8 protein-coding genes are annotated in these 15,178 nt (G+C 70.4%); 7 read left to right on the top strand and 1 reads right to left on the bottom strand.

Annotation, left to right across the window (positions count from 1 at the left end; translation table 11 throughout):
* The first annotated feature begins 2 nt into the window (after positions 1-2).
* From xylB to CEK69_RS17130, 3 genes are all read left to right on the top strand, one after another.
* Entirely contained in the window at positions 3-1,505 is a 1,503-nt protein-coding gene (xylB, locus tag CEK69_RS17140; protein WP_152246930.1) for a xylulokinase, read from the top strand.
* A gap of 44 nt (positions 1,506-1,549) precedes the next feature.
* Complete coding sequence (gene xylA / locus CEK69_RS17135) at positions 1,550-2,884, top strand: xylose isomerase (protein ID WP_152246928.1); 1,335 nt, start codon at positions 1,550-1,552, stop codon at positions 2,882-2,884.
* A gap of 88 nt (positions 2,885-2,972) precedes the next feature.
* A complete protein-coding gene (locus tag CEK69_RS17130) occupies positions 2,973-5,459 on the top strand; it encodes an exo 1,3/1,4-beta-D-glucan glucohydrolase (RefSeq protein ID WP_226975208.1) in 2,487 nt (828 codons plus the stop codon).
* 14 nt (positions 5,460-5,473) lie between these two features.
* Here CEK69_RS17130 and CEK69_RS17125 read toward each other — a convergent pair whose 3' ends face one another.
* Positions 5,474-6,532, bottom strand: coding sequence for a LacI family DNA-binding transcriptional regulator (locus CEK69_RS17125; protein WP_017913380.1), 1,059 nt, complete (start codon positions 6,530-6,532; stop codon positions 5,474-5,476).
* A gap of 111 nt (positions 6,533-6,643) precedes the next feature.
* Here CEK69_RS17125 and CEK69_RS17120 point away from each other — a divergent pair, with 111 nt between their 5' ends.
* The 4 genes from CEK69_RS17120 to CEK69_RS17105 are packed head-to-tail and all read left to right on the top strand — an operon-like array spanning position 6,644 to position 15,160.
* On the top strand, positions 6,644-8,785 hold the full coding sequence (locus CEK69_RS17120) for an alpha-glucuronidase family glycosyl hydrolase (protein WP_152246924.1): 2,142 nt from the start codon (positions 6,644-6,646) through the stop codon (positions 8,783-8,785).
* Entirely contained in the window at positions 8,782-10,761 is a 1,980-nt protein-coding gene (locus CEK69_RS17115) for a sialate O-acetylesterase (RefSeq protein ID WP_152246922.1), read from the top strand. The genes CEK69_RS17120 and CEK69_RS17115 overlap by 4 nt, the downstream gene beginning before the upstream one ends.
* Positions 10,761-12,455, top strand: coding sequence for a glycoside hydrolase family 43 protein (locus CEK69_RS17110; RefSeq protein WP_152246920.1), 1,695 nt, complete (start codon positions 10,761-10,763; stop codon positions 12,453-12,455). The genes CEK69_RS17115 and CEK69_RS17110 overlap by 1 nt, the downstream gene beginning before the upstream one ends.
* Complete coding sequence (locus CEK69_RS17105; protein WP_226975205.1) at positions 12,452-15,160, top strand: glycoside hydrolase family 3 protein; 2,709 nt, start codon at positions 12,452-12,454, stop codon at positions 15,158-15,160. The genes CEK69_RS17110 and CEK69_RS17105 overlap by 4 nt, the downstream gene beginning before the upstream one ends.
* Positions 15,161-15,178 lie beyond the last annotated feature (18 nt).

Here is a 15,178-nt window from a genome sequence, read left to right as displayed (position 1 = left end):
ACGTGGAAGAACGGGAACTGGTAGCCGGAATCGATGCGGGAACGCAGAGCCTGAAGGTCGTGGTCTACGACCCGGTCGGGCGCAGCGTCGTGGCCAGCAGCAGCGCGCCGCTGGAGTTGCATTCCGCCGCCGATGGCAGCCGTGAACAAAACCCGGCCGACTGGGTCGCGGCCCTGCAGGCCTGCTTCCGGGCCATCGATCCTGCGCTGCGCTCGCGCCTCGCCGCGCTGGCGGTCTCGGGCCAGCAGCATGGCTTCGTGCCGGTCGATGCGGCAGGCGAGGTGCTGGCGCCGGCCAAGCTGTGGTGCGACACCAGCACCTCGGCCGAGTGCGTGCAGATCATGGACGCGGTCGGCGGCGCGGCGCACACCATCGCGCTGGCGGGCAATCCGATCCTGGCCGGTTACACCGCGTCCAAGCTGCCGTGGACCAAGACGCACCGGCCCGAGGCCTATGCGCGGCTCGCCACGATCCTGCTGCCGCACGACTACCTCAACTTCGTGCTGACCGGCCAGCGCTTCTGCGAGTACGGCGACGCCTCGGGCACGGGCTGGCTGGACGTGCGCACGCGCACCTGGTCGACCGATCTGCTGCGCGCCACCGATCCGCAGCGCGATCTGGCGGATTGCCTGCCGCGTTTCGCCGCGCCGGATGCCTTGTTCGACATCGCCCCCGCCGCGGCCAGCCTGTTCGGCCTGCCGAGGACGCTCAAGGTCGCCGTCGGCGGCGGCGACAACATGATGGCGGCCATCGGCACCGGCTGCGTCGTGCCCGGCCGCCTGGCGATGAGCCTGGGCACCTCGGGCACCCTGTTCGCCTACTCCGACACGCCGGTGGTCGACCCGGACGGTGCGTGGGCCGCGTTCTGCTCGTCGACCGGCGGCTGGCTGCCGCTGATCTGCACGATGAACTGCACCGTGGCGACCGAACAGGTCGCCGCCGCGTTCGGCTTCAGCACACGCGACGGCGATGCGCACCTGCACGCCACCGCGCCCGGCGCCGACGGCCTGGTGATGCTGCCGTTCCTCAACGGCGAGCGCACGCCGGACCTGCCGTTGGGCAAGGGCCTGCTGGCGGGCCTGGACACGCACAACATGACCCCGGCCCACCTCTATCGCGCGGCGATGGAAGGGGCGACCTACAGCCTGAAGTACGGCTTCGACGCGTTCGTGCGTGCCGGCATGCAGTTCGAGCGCATCGTGCTGACCGGCGGCGGCAGCAACAGCGGCGCGTGGCGGCAGCTGGTGGCCGATGTGTTCGGCCTGCCGGTGGACGTGCCCGCGCAGCTGGAAGGCGCGGCGTTCGGTGCGGCCTTGCAGGCGCTGTGGGCCGTGGGCCTGGCACGCGGCGATGCCGCTTCCATCGCCGACATCGCGCAACAGCATGTGGCGGTCGATCCGCAGCTGTCCGCCCGTCCGGATCCGGCGCGCACCCAGGCCTATGCCGCGGCCTATGCGCGCTTCCTGCGCCATCTCGACACCTGCCTGCTGCTGTTCCGCGGCTGATTGCCCGTTTCGCACGCCCTCCCACCACGACAGGAACCCGCACCATGCACACCCAGCCTTTCATCGGCGCCAAGGAATACTTCCCCGGCATCGGCCGCATCCCCTTCGAAGGCCGCGGCTCGGACAACCCGCTGGCCTTCAAGGTCTATGACGCCAACAAGGTCGTCGGCGGCAAGACCATGCAGGACCATCTGCGCTTTGCCGTCTGCTACTGGCACACCTTCTGCAACGCCGGGCAGGATCCGTTCGGCCCGGGCACGCGCCACTTCCCCTGGGAGGTCGGTGCGCCGCTGGCCAGCGCCGAGGCGAAGGTGGATGCGGCGTTCGAGTTCTTCACCAAGCTCGGCGTGCCGTACTGGTGCTTCCACGACATCGACCTGGCGCCGGACGCCGACGATGCCGCGCAGTACGAGAAGAACCTCAAGCACATGGTCGGCCTGGCCAAGGCGCGCCAGGACGCGACCGGCATGAAGCTGCTGTGGGGCACGGCCAATTTGTTCTCGCATCCGCGCTACATGAACGGTGCCGCGACCAATCCCGATTTCGCCGTGGTGGCGCGCGCCGCCGTGCAGGTGAAGGCGGCGCTGGAGGCGACGGTGGAACTGGGTGGCGAGCACTACGTGTTCTGGGGCGGCCGCGAAGGCTACGCCTCGCTGGTCAACACGCAGATGAAACGCGAGCTCGACCACTTCGCGCGCTTCCTCACCATGGCGCGCGACTACGGCCGCAGCATCGGCCTGAAGGGCAACTTCCTGATCGAGCCCAAGCCGATGGAGCCGATGAAGCACCAGTACGACTTCGACAGCGCGACGGTCGCGGGTTTCCTGAAGCAGCATGGGCTGGACAAGGACTTCAAGCTCAACATCGAGGCCAACCACGCCACGCTGTCCGGCCACACCTTCGAACACGACCTGCAGGTCGCTTCCGACCACGGCCTGCTGGGCAGCATCGACGCCAACCGCGGCAACGCGCAGAACGGCTGGGATACCGACCAGTTTCCGACCGATCTGTACGACACGGTCGGCGCCATGCTGGTGGTGCTGCGCCAGGGCGGCCTGGAGGGCGGCCTGAACTTCGACGCCAAGGTGCGCCGCGAGTCCACCGAGCTCGAGGATCTGTTCATTGCCCACATCGGCGGCATGGATGCCTTCGCCCGCGGGCTGGAAGTGGCCCACGCGCTGCTCACCGACTCGCCCTGGGAACAGTGGCGCCAGGAGCGCTATGCCAGCTTCGACAGCGGCGCCGGCCAGGACTTCGCCCGCGGCGCGCTCGGCCTCGCTGAACTCGCCGCATTGGGCGCGAAGGGCGGCGAGCCGCGGCAGATCAGTGGCCGCCAGGAGCGCTACGAGAACCTGATCAACCAGCACCTGCTGCGCTGAGCGCGGCGGCAAGGAGAGCGCCGTGACCGACACCCATTCCACACGCAACACCGGCGCGCTGCTGGCCGGGCTGCTGCTCGCGCTTGCCGTGTGCAAGGGCGACGTCCAGGCCGCGGCGCCTGCCGCGGCGGAGGCCAGCCCCTGGCCCAACGTGACCTGGCCGCTGCCCGAGGATCCCGCGCTGGAACAGCGCCTCACCGCGCTGATCGCCACCATGACGGTGGAGGAGAAGGTCGGCCAACTGGTGCAGGGCGACATCGGCAGCCTCACCCCGGAGGATGTGCGCACCTATCGGTTGGGGTCGATCCTGGCCGGCGGCAATTCCGATCCCGGCGGCCGCTACGATGCCGCACCGGCCGAATGGCTGGCGCTGGCCGATGCGTTCTATGCGGCGTCGATGGACACCTCGCACGGCGGCAAGGCGATTCCGGTGCTGTTCGGCATCGATGCCGTGCACGGGCAGAGCAACATCGTCGGCGCCACGCTGTTCCCGCACAACATCGGCCTGGGCGCGACCCGCAACCCGGCGCTGCTGCGCCGGATCGGCGAAATCACCGCGCTGGAAACCCGCGCCACCGGCATGGAGTGGACCTTCGCGCCGACCGTGGCGGTGCCGCAGGACGATCGCTGGGGGCGCACCTACGAGGGCTATTCCGAATCGCCCGAGGTGGTGGCCAGCTACGCCGGCGCGATGGTCGAAGGGCTGCAGGGCAAGGTGGGAACGCCGGACTTCCTCGATGGCCGCCATGTGATCGCCTCGGTCAAGCATTTCCTGGGCGATGGCGGCACCACCGACGGCCGGGACCAGGGCGACACCAAAATCGGCGAAGCCGAGCTGGTGCGCATCCATGCCGCCGGCTATCCGCCGGCCATCGCCGCCGGTGCGCAGACCGCGATGGCCTCGTTCAACAGCGTCAACGGCGAAAAGATGCACGGCCACAAGACGTACCTGACAGATGCGCTGAAGGGGCGCATGCACTTCGGCGGCTTCGTGGTCGGCGACTGGAACGGTCACGGGCAGGTCAAGGGCTGCACGCCCACCGATTGCCCGGCCACCATCAACGCCGGCCTGGACATGGCCATGGCCTCGGACAGTTGGAAGGGCTTCTACACCACCACGCTGGCGGCGGCGAAGAACGGCACCATCTCGCAACAGCGCCTTGACGATGCGGTACGCCGGATCCTGCGGGTCAAGATGCGGCTGGGTCTGTTCGAGGCGGGCAAGCCGTCGGCGCGCGCGGTCGGTGGGCAGTTCGCGCTGATCGGCGCGCCGGCGCATCGCGCGGTGGCACGGCAGGCGGTGCGCGAGTCGCTGGTGCTGTTGAAGAACCAGGGCGGTCTGCTGCCGCTGTCGCCGAAGCAGCGCATCCTGGTGGCCGGCGACGGCGCCAATGACGTCGGCAAGCAGGCCGGCGGCTGGACGCTGAACTGGCAGGGCACCGGCACCACCCGCAAGGACTTCCCGAATGCGGACACCATCTACGAAGGTTTCGCGCAGCAGGCCAAGGCCGCAGGCGGCGAGGCCGTGCTGGCGGTCGACGGCACGTACACGACCAGGCCGGACGTCGCGGTGGTGGTGTTCGGCGAGAATCCCTATGCGGAGTTCCAGGGCGATCGGCCGACCCTGGCCTACAAGCCGGGCGACGACACCGACCTGGCGCTGATCAAGCGGCTCAAGGCCGACGGCATTCCGGTGGTCGCAGTGTTTCTCAGCGGGCGACCGCTGTGGGTCAACCGCGAACTCAACGCGGCCGATGCCTTCGTGGCGGCGTGGCTGCCGGGCTCGGAAGGTGCGGGTATCGCCGACGTGTTGCTGCGCACTGCGCAGGGCGGCGTGCAGCACGACTTCAAGGGCACGCTGAGCTTCAGTTGGCCGCGCACGGCGACGCAATACGCCAACAACGTGGGGCAGAAGGGCTACGACCCGCTGTTCGCCTTCGGCTACGGCCTGCGCTATGCCGACAACGGCAACCTGGCCAGGTTGCCGGAAGTCTCCGGCCTCACCGGTAACGAAGCTGCGGCCGGCGTGTTCTTCGCCCGCGGCGCGGCCGGCCCGGGCATGGCCTTGCGCCTGGAAGGGGCCAATGGACAGGGCGTGACCATCACCCGCGTGCCGGAATCGCTCGATGGCGCGCTGCTCAAGGTCACCGGCGTGGACCACCTTGCGCAGGAGGATGGCCGCCGCCTCGCCTGGTCGGGCGGGCGTGAGGCGGTGGTCGCACTGCAGTCGCATACGCCGCTGGACCTGCAGCGCGAGAGCAACGGCGACCTGATGCTGGTGACCACGCTGCGCGTGGATGCCGCCCCGCAGGCCGAGGCGTGGCTGGCGGTCGGCTGCGGCAGCGGCTGCGCGGCGCGGGTGGCGATCGGGCCGACGCTGACCGCCCTGCCTGTCGGCCAGTGGAAGCGCGTGGGCGTGCCGCTCAAGTGCCTGGCGGCGGCCGGCGCGGATCTGAGCAAGCTGGATCGTCCGTGGGCATTGACCACGGCGGGCGCGATGACGCTGTCGGTGTCGCGGGTCGCGCTCGGCGCATTGAACGAAGCGGAGAGCACTGTCGCATGCCCGAGCGCGTGAGCCTGCGTCCTGCGTCAGCGCCCCTTGGGTGGGCCGGCGACCGAACCGCGCAGCACCAGCCGGTGCGGGACCACGTGGTCGCTGGACATGCGTGTGTCGTCGCGCTTGCGGCGGATGCTGCGCAGCAGGATGTCGATGGCGGCATCGGCCATCGAGGCGATCGGTTGGTGGATGGTGGTGAGCTCCGGCCACACGGTGGTGGCGGCCGAGGTGTCGTCGAAGCCGACCACCGACAGGTCGCGCGGCACTTCCAGGCCGCGCCGGTGCGCCACGGAGATCGCCGCCGCGCCCATGTCGTCGTTGCTGGCGAAGATCGCGGTCGGCGGCCGCCGCTGCGACAGCAGCTTTTCGGCGGCGGCCAACCCCGAGCGGTAGGTGTAGTCGCCCTGCTGGACCAGGCCGGGTTCGACCTTCAGCCCGGCCTCCTGCAGCGCGGTGACGAAGCCCTCGTAGCGCCGCGCACTGGCGCTGAGGTCCTGGCGCCCACGGATGAAGCCGATGCGCCGGTGGCCGTGCTGGATCAGGTGTTCGGCCATCTCCTTGCCGGCATGGAAGTCGTCGATGCGCACGCAGGAGATCGCGTCGCTGAGGCGCCCGGCGGCGATCGCGATCACCGGGATGCCGGCCTTCACCAGTTCGCTCACCGCCGCCTGCGATTCGCACAACGGCGGCGGCAGGATCACGCCATCCACGCGCCCGCCCAGGGCACGCGCGGCCTTGCGCTCGGCATCGGGGTCCAGGTCTTCCCAGTAGTGGATGACCAACTGGATGGCGGCGTTGGAGGCGACGCGCAGCAGGCCGACCAGCAGCTCGCGCAGGTAGGCGCCGCTGGGATTGGTGTAGATCAGGGCGATGCGGGTGTGCTGCGCGGCGGCCAGCGAACTGGCGGCCAGGTTGGGCGTGTAGCCCAGCTCGCGCACCGCGCGCATCACGCGCTCGCGGGTGGCATCGCGCACCTTGCCCTGGTTGATCGCGCGCGACACCGTCATCGGCGAAACCCCGGCCAAGGCCGCCACCTCGTCGATCGTCACCCCGCTGGTCTTGCGGCGGACCGCTTTCTTCGGCTTGTCCAAAACGCGTTCCCTTTGTTGTTCCTGACGCTGCCGCGCCGCGGGTACGCCGTCAGCTTACAAGGTTTGCTGGCGGCGCTTGGGCGCCGTCCGCATGTCATGCGGTGTCAGTGGATGGCATGCGCTGCCATGGTGCTGATGGTCTGCGCGGGCAGCCTGCGCGCGGAGGACGGCGCAGCGCTGTGGCTGCGTTACCTGCTCTCGCAAGGCGCCGCACGTGCGGATGGCGACACGCGCCTGGACGAGGTGGTGGCGCCGGCGCGGACGCCGACGCAGCGGGTGGCGCGCGACGAGCTGGTGCGTGGCCTCACCGGCCTGCTGGGGCGTGCCCCGGCGACGCGTGCGGCCGCAAGCGGCGATCACGCGGTGGTGCTGGGCACGCCGCAGTCGTCGCCAGCGCTCGCGCCGTTCCGCGAGGAGATCGCGTCGTTGGGCGAGGAGGGTTACCTGCTCAAGCGCACCCGCATCGACGGGCACGCGGTGGTGCTGGTGGCTGCACGCCGCGACATCGGCGTGCTGTATGGCGTGTTCCATCTGCTGCGCTTGCTACAGACCGGCGCATCGCTCGAAGCGCTCGCGGTGCGCGAGTCGCCACGGATCCAGTTGCGCGTGCTCGACCATTGGGACGACCTGGACGGCCATGTCGAGCGCGGCTATGCCGGCCGCTCGTTGTGGGATTGGCAGAGCCTGCCGGAATGGCGCGACCCGCGTTACACCGACTACGCGCGCGCCAACGCCTCGGTCGGCATCAACGGCACCGTGCTCAACAACGTCAATGCCAACGCGCAGAGCCTGGCGCCGGCCTATCTCGACAAGGCGGCGGCGCTGGCGGACGTGTTCCGGCCCTACGGCATCCGCGTCTACCTGAGCGCACGCTTCAGCGCGCCCATCGAACTGGGGGGATTGAACACCGCCGATCCGCGCGACCCGGCCGTGCAGCGCTGGTGGCGCGACAAGGCCGACGAGATCTACGCGCGCATTCCGGATTTCGGCGGCTTCCTGGTCAAGGCCAATTCGGAAGGTCAGCCCGGCCCGCAGGACTATGGCCGTTCGCACGCCGACGGCGCCAACCTGCTGGCCGATGCGCTGGCGCCGCACGGCGGCGTGGTGATGTGGCGGGCCTTCGTCTACGCCCACGACGTGCCGGTGGACCGCGCCATGCAGGCCTACACCGAGTTCGTCGGCCTCGACGGCGCCTTCCGCCCGAACGTGATCGTGCAGGTCAAGAACGGGCCCATCGACTTCCAGCCGCGCGAGCCCTTCCATCCGCTGTTCGGCGCCATGCCGCGCACGCCGCTGATGCTGGAATTCCAGATCACCAAGGAGTATCTCGGCTTCGCCACGCACCTGGTGTACCTGGGGCCGCTGTACGAGGACGTGCTACAGGCCGACACCCATGCCCGCGGCGCGGGATCCACGGTGGCGGACGTGGTGGATGGCACATTGGAAGGCCACGCCCTGACCGGCATCGCCGGCGTCGCCAACATCGGCAACGACCGCACCTGGAGCGGCTCGCACTTCGACCAGGCCAACTGGTACGCCTTCGGTCGTCTCGCCTGGAATCCGCACCAATCCGCCCGCGCCATCGCCTCGGACTGGGTGGCGATGACGTTCTCGCCGGCACCGGAGGTGGTGCAGCCCATCGTCGGGATGATGATGGGCTCGCGCGAGGCCGCGGTGAACTACATGACCCCGCTGGGCCTGCACCACCTGATGGCGCGCGGCCACCACTACGGTCCCGGCCCCTGGGTGGACGGCGGCCCGCGCGCGGACTGGACCGCGGTGTACTACCACCGCGCCGATCGCGATGGCATCGGTTTCGATCGCACTGCGCATGGCAGCAATGCGGTGAGCCAGTACGCGCCGGACGTGGCGGCCGTGTATGGCGACCCGGCGCGGGTGCCCGAGTCGCTGCTGCTGTGGTTCCACCACGTGCCGTGGGACCACCGCATGGCCTCCGGACGACCGTTGTGGGACGAACTGGTCGGCCGCTATGCGCTGGGCGTGCGCCAGGTGCAGACCATGCAGGCCACCTGGGATGGGCTGCGCGGCAAGGTGGACGCCGAGCGGCACGCGCAGGTGGCGGCGTTCCTGCGCATCCAGTTGCGCGAGGCGCAGTGGTGGCGCGATGCCAGCGTGGCGTACTTCCAGTCGGTCAGCGGACGGCCGTTGCCCGCGGGCGAAGCCGCGCCACCGCACCCGTTGGCCTGGTACCAGGCCCTGCAGTTTCCCTCCGCACCGGGAGATGGACGATGAAGCCGACCACGTGGACGGGCTGGTTGCTGGCGGCGGCCTTGGGGTGCAGCGCCACGCCCTGCGTGGCGCAAGACGCGGTGCCGCCGCTGTTGCATGCGCTGTTTCAGGATCACGCCGTGCTGCAGCGCGACCGGCCGATGCCGGTGTGGGGGAACGCCGCGCCGGGTGCCACGGTGTCGGTGACCTTCGCCCGCCAGTCGGTCAGCGCACGTGCCGATGCCGGCGGCCGCTGGCATGCCACGTTCAAGCCGGTCGCCGCGGGCGGTCCTTACGACATGACGGTGCGCGCGGGACAGGCGCGCCAGGTCGTGCGCGATGTGCTGGTGGGCGATGTGTGGCTGTGTTCCGGGCAGTCGAACATGGAGCTGCCGGTGTGGCGCGCGCTGGATGCGAGCCGCGAACTGGCCGCGGCCGCCGAGCCCAGCATCCGTCTGTTCACCGTGCCCAAGGCCGCGGCGGTCGCGTCGCAGGATGCGTTCCCTGCTGCGGTCGCATGGCAACCCGCGGCACCGGACACGGTGCGGGAATTTTCGGCCGCGTGCTTCTACTTCGCGCGGGAGCTGCAGAAGACGGTCAAGGTGCCGATGGGGCTGATCCAGGCGGCCTGGGGCGGTGCGCGGATCGAGGCCTGGACCAGCGCCGAGGCGCTGCGTGCGCAGGGCGGCATGGACGAGGCGCTGGACGTGCTGGCGCTGTACGCCACCGACCCCGTCGCCGCGAGCGCACGCTGGGGCCGGCACTGGCAGCATTGGTGGACCACGCGCGCTGGTGCCACGCCGGGCGATACGCCATGGCAGCCCGGTGCGGGCCGCACCGGGTGGCAGGACGCGCCGGCGGCACTCGGCGCATGGGAGCGCTGGGGCGTGCCCGCGCTCGCCGACTACAACGGCATGGTCTGGTACCGCACGCAGGTCACCCTGACCGCCGCGCAGGCGGCGCAGGGCGCACGGCTGGTGCTGGGGCCGGTCGACGAAACCGATGTGACCTGGGTGAACGGCGTGGCCGTGGGCAGCCAGAACGCGCCGAGCGATCCACGCCGGTATGCGCTTGCGCCCGGCCTGTTGAAGGCGGGCAGCAACACGGTGGTCGTCAACGTGCTGGACACCTACGGCGAGGGCGGACTGGCAGGCCCCGCCAGTGCGCATGCCGTCGAATTGGCCGATGGCACGCGCATCGTCCTGGATCGGCATTGGCAGTACCGGGTCGCGCCCGATCCGCAGTCACCGCCGCTGGCGCCGTGGCATGCGGCCTCCGGCATGTCGACGCTGTACAACGGCATGATCGCGCCGCTGGGGCGTTACGGGCTGCGCGGCATGCTGTGGTACCAAGGCGAATCCAACACCGGCGACGGCGCGGCCTATGCGATGCGGTTGCGTGGCTTGCGCGACGACTGGCGCCGGCAATTCGGTGCAAAGATGCCGCTGCTGGTGGTGCAGCTCGCCGGCTATGGCCTGCCGCCGCAGGCCCCGGTGGAGAGCGGCTGGGCGCAGGTGCGCGAGGCGCAGCGCCGCGTGGCGGCCGAAGACCCGCACAGCGGCATCGCGGTGGCCATCGACATCGGCGATGCCTACGACATCCATCCGCCGAACAAGCAGGAACTGGGACGGCGCCTGGCGCGGGCGGCGCGCCACGTGGTCTACGGCGAACGCGCGCTGGCGCCGTCCGGCCCGATCCCCCGCACGGCAACGCGCACGCAGGGCGGAGTGCGCATCGTGTTCGACGACGTCGACGGCAGCCTGGTCACGACCGGGGCGAGCGGCCCCATCGGCTTCGAGCTCTGCGATGCCCAGGCGCAGCGCTGTACCTATGCCGATGCCGCGCTGGACGGGCGCGCCGTCGTCCTGCGCAGTCCCCAGGCCGTCGCCGCTGCGCGCGTGCGCTACTGCTGGGCCGATGGCCCGATCTGCACGCTGCGCGACCGTTCCGGTGCGCCGGCAGGACCATTCGAACTCGCACTGTCCGAAGGAGTTCACTGATGCGCCCGTTGCTCGCCACGGCCGTCCTGCTGTTGTCCGCTGCGCTGCAGCCGCTGTGGGCCGCGCCCGCACCGCCGGTCTACTTCGACTGGTTCGACTACGCCGGGCACGACGCAGCCTTCGAGGCGCCGTTGCCGGCCGGGCATTACCGCAACCCGATCCTGGCCGGCTTCCACGCCGACCCGAGCATCGTCCGCGCGAACGGGCGGTTCTATCTGGTCAATTCCAGCTTCACCTACTTCCCGGGCATCCCGGTGTTCGAGAGCGTGGATCTGGTGCACTGGAAACAGATCGGCAACGTGATCGACCGGCCGACGCAATTGGATTTCGATGGCCTGAGCGTGTCGCGCGGCATCTTCGCGCCGGCCATTTCCTACCACGACGGGGTGTTCTACGTGGTCACCACCGCCGTGGACAGCGGCGGCAACTTCATCGCCACCGCGCGCGATCCCGCCGGCCCCTGGTCGGACCCGCACTGGCTGCCGGGCATCGGCGGCATCGATCCGTCGCTGTTCTTCGATGCCGACGGCCGCGTCTACCTGCTCAACAACGACGCGCCGCCCGGCCCGGCGCGCTACGACGGCCACCGCGCGATCTGGATGCAGCAGCTCGACCTGGCGACCTTCACCCCGGTCGGGCCGCGCAAGGTGCTGATCGACGGCGGCGTCGAGCCGGCAAAGAATCCGATCTGGATCGAAGGGCCGCACCTGTATCGACGCGACGGCTGGTACTACCTGTCCGACGCCGAGGGCGGCACCGGGCCGCAGCACTCGCAGGTGGTGCTGCGCAGCCGCGAGGTCTGGGGCCCTTACCAGCCGTATGCGGGCAATCCCATCCTCACCCAGCGCGACCTGCCCGACGCTCGGCCGCTGCCGATCGCCAATGCCGGGCATGCGGACCTGGTGGAAGGGCCGGACGGTTCCTGGTGGGCGGTGTTCCTGGCCAGCCGCACCTACGACGTGCGCCACTACAACACCGGCCGCGAGACCTACCTGCTGCCGGTGCAGTGGCGCGACGGCTGGCCGGTGATCCTGCCGGCCGGGCAGGCCATTCCCTATGCGGTCAAGGCGCCGTCGTGGATGCAGGGCGAGGCGTCGCAGGCGCCGTCCACCGGCAACTTCGTCGAGCGCGATGAGTTCGATGCGCCGACGCTCGGCCGCGGCTGGTTGCGCGTGCGCGTGCCCAGGCAGGACTGGGCGGACCTGCGCACGCGTCCGGGAAGTCTGGCGGTGCATCCGTTGCCGGAGAACCTGGACACCTTGCGCAATCCTGCGTTCCTGGGGCGCCGCCAGCAGCACCTGCGGTTCGAAGCCAGCACCGCACTGACGCGGCCGGCGGCGGGCGTGGCGGCAGGGCTTGCGGCGTTCCAGAACGAGGACTGGTGGTACTTCCTTGGCGTGCGCCGCGTGGGCCGCGATCGCGTGGCGGTCTTCCTTGAAGCGCGCGCGGGCAAGGGCGCCACCAAAACACTGGCCAGCCGCGAACTGGACGCATCCACGTCGCTGCGTCTGAAGATCGCCGGCGACGCCGGCACGTATGCGTTCGCGTTCGACACCGGCACGGGGCAGGGCTGGCAGACCCTCGCCGACGACGTCGACGGAACCGTGTTGAGTACGGATCGGGCAGGCGGCTTCGTGGGCGCCCTGCTCGGTCCTTTCGCGCGCGACGAGCGTGCCTCCAGGAGCAAACGATGATGACGCGCAGGTCTTCCTTTCGCAGCGGTGTTCGTGGCCGCCTGTTCCGCACGCTGGCCCTGTGCGCCGCCATCGCGCTGGCCGGCGTGGGCCATGCCGCCGACGCCGTCGACGCCAAGCCGTGGCAGGATACCTCGGCCAGCTTCGAGGCCCGGGCGGCGGCGCTGGTCGCGCAGATGACGCTGGAGGAAAAAGCGGCGCAGATGCAGAACGCCGCGCCGGCGATCGAGCGCCTGGGCGTGCCGGCCTACGACTGGTGGAACGAAGCGCTGCACGGCGTGGCGCGGGCCGGGCAGGCCACCGTGTTTCCGCAGGCCATCGGGCTGGCCGCCACCTTCGACGTGCCGTTGATGGGGCAGGTGGCCACCACCATCAGCGATGAGGCGCGCGCCAAGCACCACCAGTTCCTGCGCGAAGGCGCGCATGGCCGTTACCAGGGGCTGACCTTCTGGTCGCCGAACATCAACATCTTTCGCGACCCGCGCTGGGGCCGTGGCCAGGAAACCTACGGCGAGGATCCCTACCTCACCGCGCGCATGGGCGTGGCCTTCGTGCAGGGGCTGCAGGGCGACGACCCGGTGTACCGCAAGCTCGATGCCACCGCCAAGCATTTCGCCGTGCACAGCGGCCCGGAGGCCGACCGTCACCACTTCGACGCCCGCCCCAGCAAGCGCGACCTCTACGACACCTACCTGCCGGCGTTCGAGGCGTTGGTAAAGGAGGGCAAGGTGGACGCGGTGATGGGCGCCTACAACCGCGTATACGGCGAGTCCGCCAGCGCCAGCCAGTTCCTGCTGCGCGACGTACTGCGCCGCGACTGGGGCTTCGAGGGCTACGTGGTGTCGGACTGCTGGGCCATCGTCGATATCTGGAAGCATCACCATCTGGCGCCCAGTCGCGAGGCCGCCGCGGCGCTGGCAGTCAGGAACGGCACCGAACTGGAGTGCGGCCAGGAGTACGCCACGCTGCCGGCCGCGGTACGCCAGGGCCTGATCGGCGAAGCGGAGATCGACGATGCGGTGACGCGCCTGTTCGCCGCGCGCATGCGGCTGGGCATGTTCGACACGCCCGAGCGCGTGCGCTGGGCGCGGATTCCGGCGTCGGTGAACCAGGCACCCGCGCACGATGCGCTGGCCCTGCAGGCCGCGCAGGAATCGCTGGTGCTGTTGAAGAACGATGGCGTGCTGCCGCTGTCGCGCACGCTCAAGCGCATCGCCGTGGTCGGCCCGACCGCCGACGACACCATGGCCTTGCTCGGCAACTACTTCGGTACGCCGGCGGCGCCGGTGACGATCCTGCAGGGCATCCGCGACGCGGCCAAGGGCATCGAGGTGCGCTATGCGCGCGGTGTGGATCTGGTCGAAGGGCGCGACGATCCGAGCGCCACGCCGCTGATCGAGGCGGCGTATCTTCGGCCCTCGGCGGACTCGCCGGAACGCGGCCTGCGCGGCGAATATTTCCGCACGCCCGATCTATCGGGGACGCCGGCGCTGGTTCGCACCGACGCGCAGATCGGCTTCCGCTGGGACCGCGGCTCGCCGACCGACAACCTGCTGGCCCGCGGCGAAGCGGGGCCGGGGCAGGGCATTCCCAACGATCATTTCAGCATCCGCTGGAGTGGCCAGCTGCTGCCGCCGGTCTCGGGCCGCTACCGGATCGAGGCGGCCGCCGACGACGGCTTCCGCCTCTATGTCGACGGCAAGCTGGTGCTGGATCACTGGACCGACAGCGACCGCATGCGCGCCGACGGCGTGGACCTGGACCTGCAGGCGGGCCGCGCCTATGCGGTGAAGCTGGAGTACTACGACGCCGAGCGCGACGCGAGCGTGCGCCTGGGCTGGCGCATGCCCGGGGCGAAGCCGCCGTTCGACGAGGCGCTGGATGCGGCGCGCAACGCGGATGTGGTGGTGTTCGTCGGCGGGCTGACCGGCGATGTCGAGGGCGAAGAGATGAAGGTGGACTACCCGGGCTTCGCCGGCGGCGACCGCACCGACCTGCGCCTGCCGGCGCCGCAGCGCGCCCTGCTGGAAGCGCTGCACGCCACCGGCAAGCCGGTGGTGATGGTGCTGACCGGCGGCTCGGCGCTGGCGGTGGACTGGGCGCAGGCGCATCTGCCGGCGATCCTGATGAGCTGGTATCCGGGGCAGCGCGGCGGCACCGCGGTGGGCCAGGCGCTGTTCGGCGAGGTCAACCCTGCCGGCCGCTTGCCGGTGACGTTCTACCGGGCGGATCAGGCGCTGCCCGCGTTCGACGACTACGCGATGGAAGGCCGCACCTACCGCTACTTCCGCGGCACCCCGCTGTATCCGTTCGGCCACGGGCTGTCGTATACGCGCTTCGACTACGGCAAGCTGCGCGTGGATGCGCCGCGCATCGCCGACGACGGACGCCTCAAGGTGCAGGTGGAGGTGGCCAATACCGGCAAGTGCGCCGGCGACGAAGTCGCGCAGCTGTACGTGCGGCGGCTGGCGGCCGCGCCCGGCGATGCGCAGCAGGCACTGCGCGGCTTCCAGCGCGTGCGCCTGGCCCCGGGCGAACGGCGGACCCTGACGTTCGAACTGGACGCGCAGCAGGCGCTGCGCCAGTACGACGATGCGCGCGGCACCTACGTCGTGCCGGCAGGAAGCTACGAAGTACGGATCGGCGGTTCAAGCGCCGATGCCCGCGTGCGTGCGCGTTTCACCGTGGAGGCGCGCCGTGACTGAGCCCCGCAGTGCGGAGAC

Source organism: Xanthomonas sp. LMG 12462, from assembly GCF_009192885.1.
Lineage (GTDB): Bacteria > Pseudomonadota > Gammaproteobacteria > Xanthomonadales > Xanthomonadaceae > Xanthomonas_A > Xanthomonas_A sontii.
This window is presented reverse-complemented; position numbering and strand designations above follow the sequence as displayed.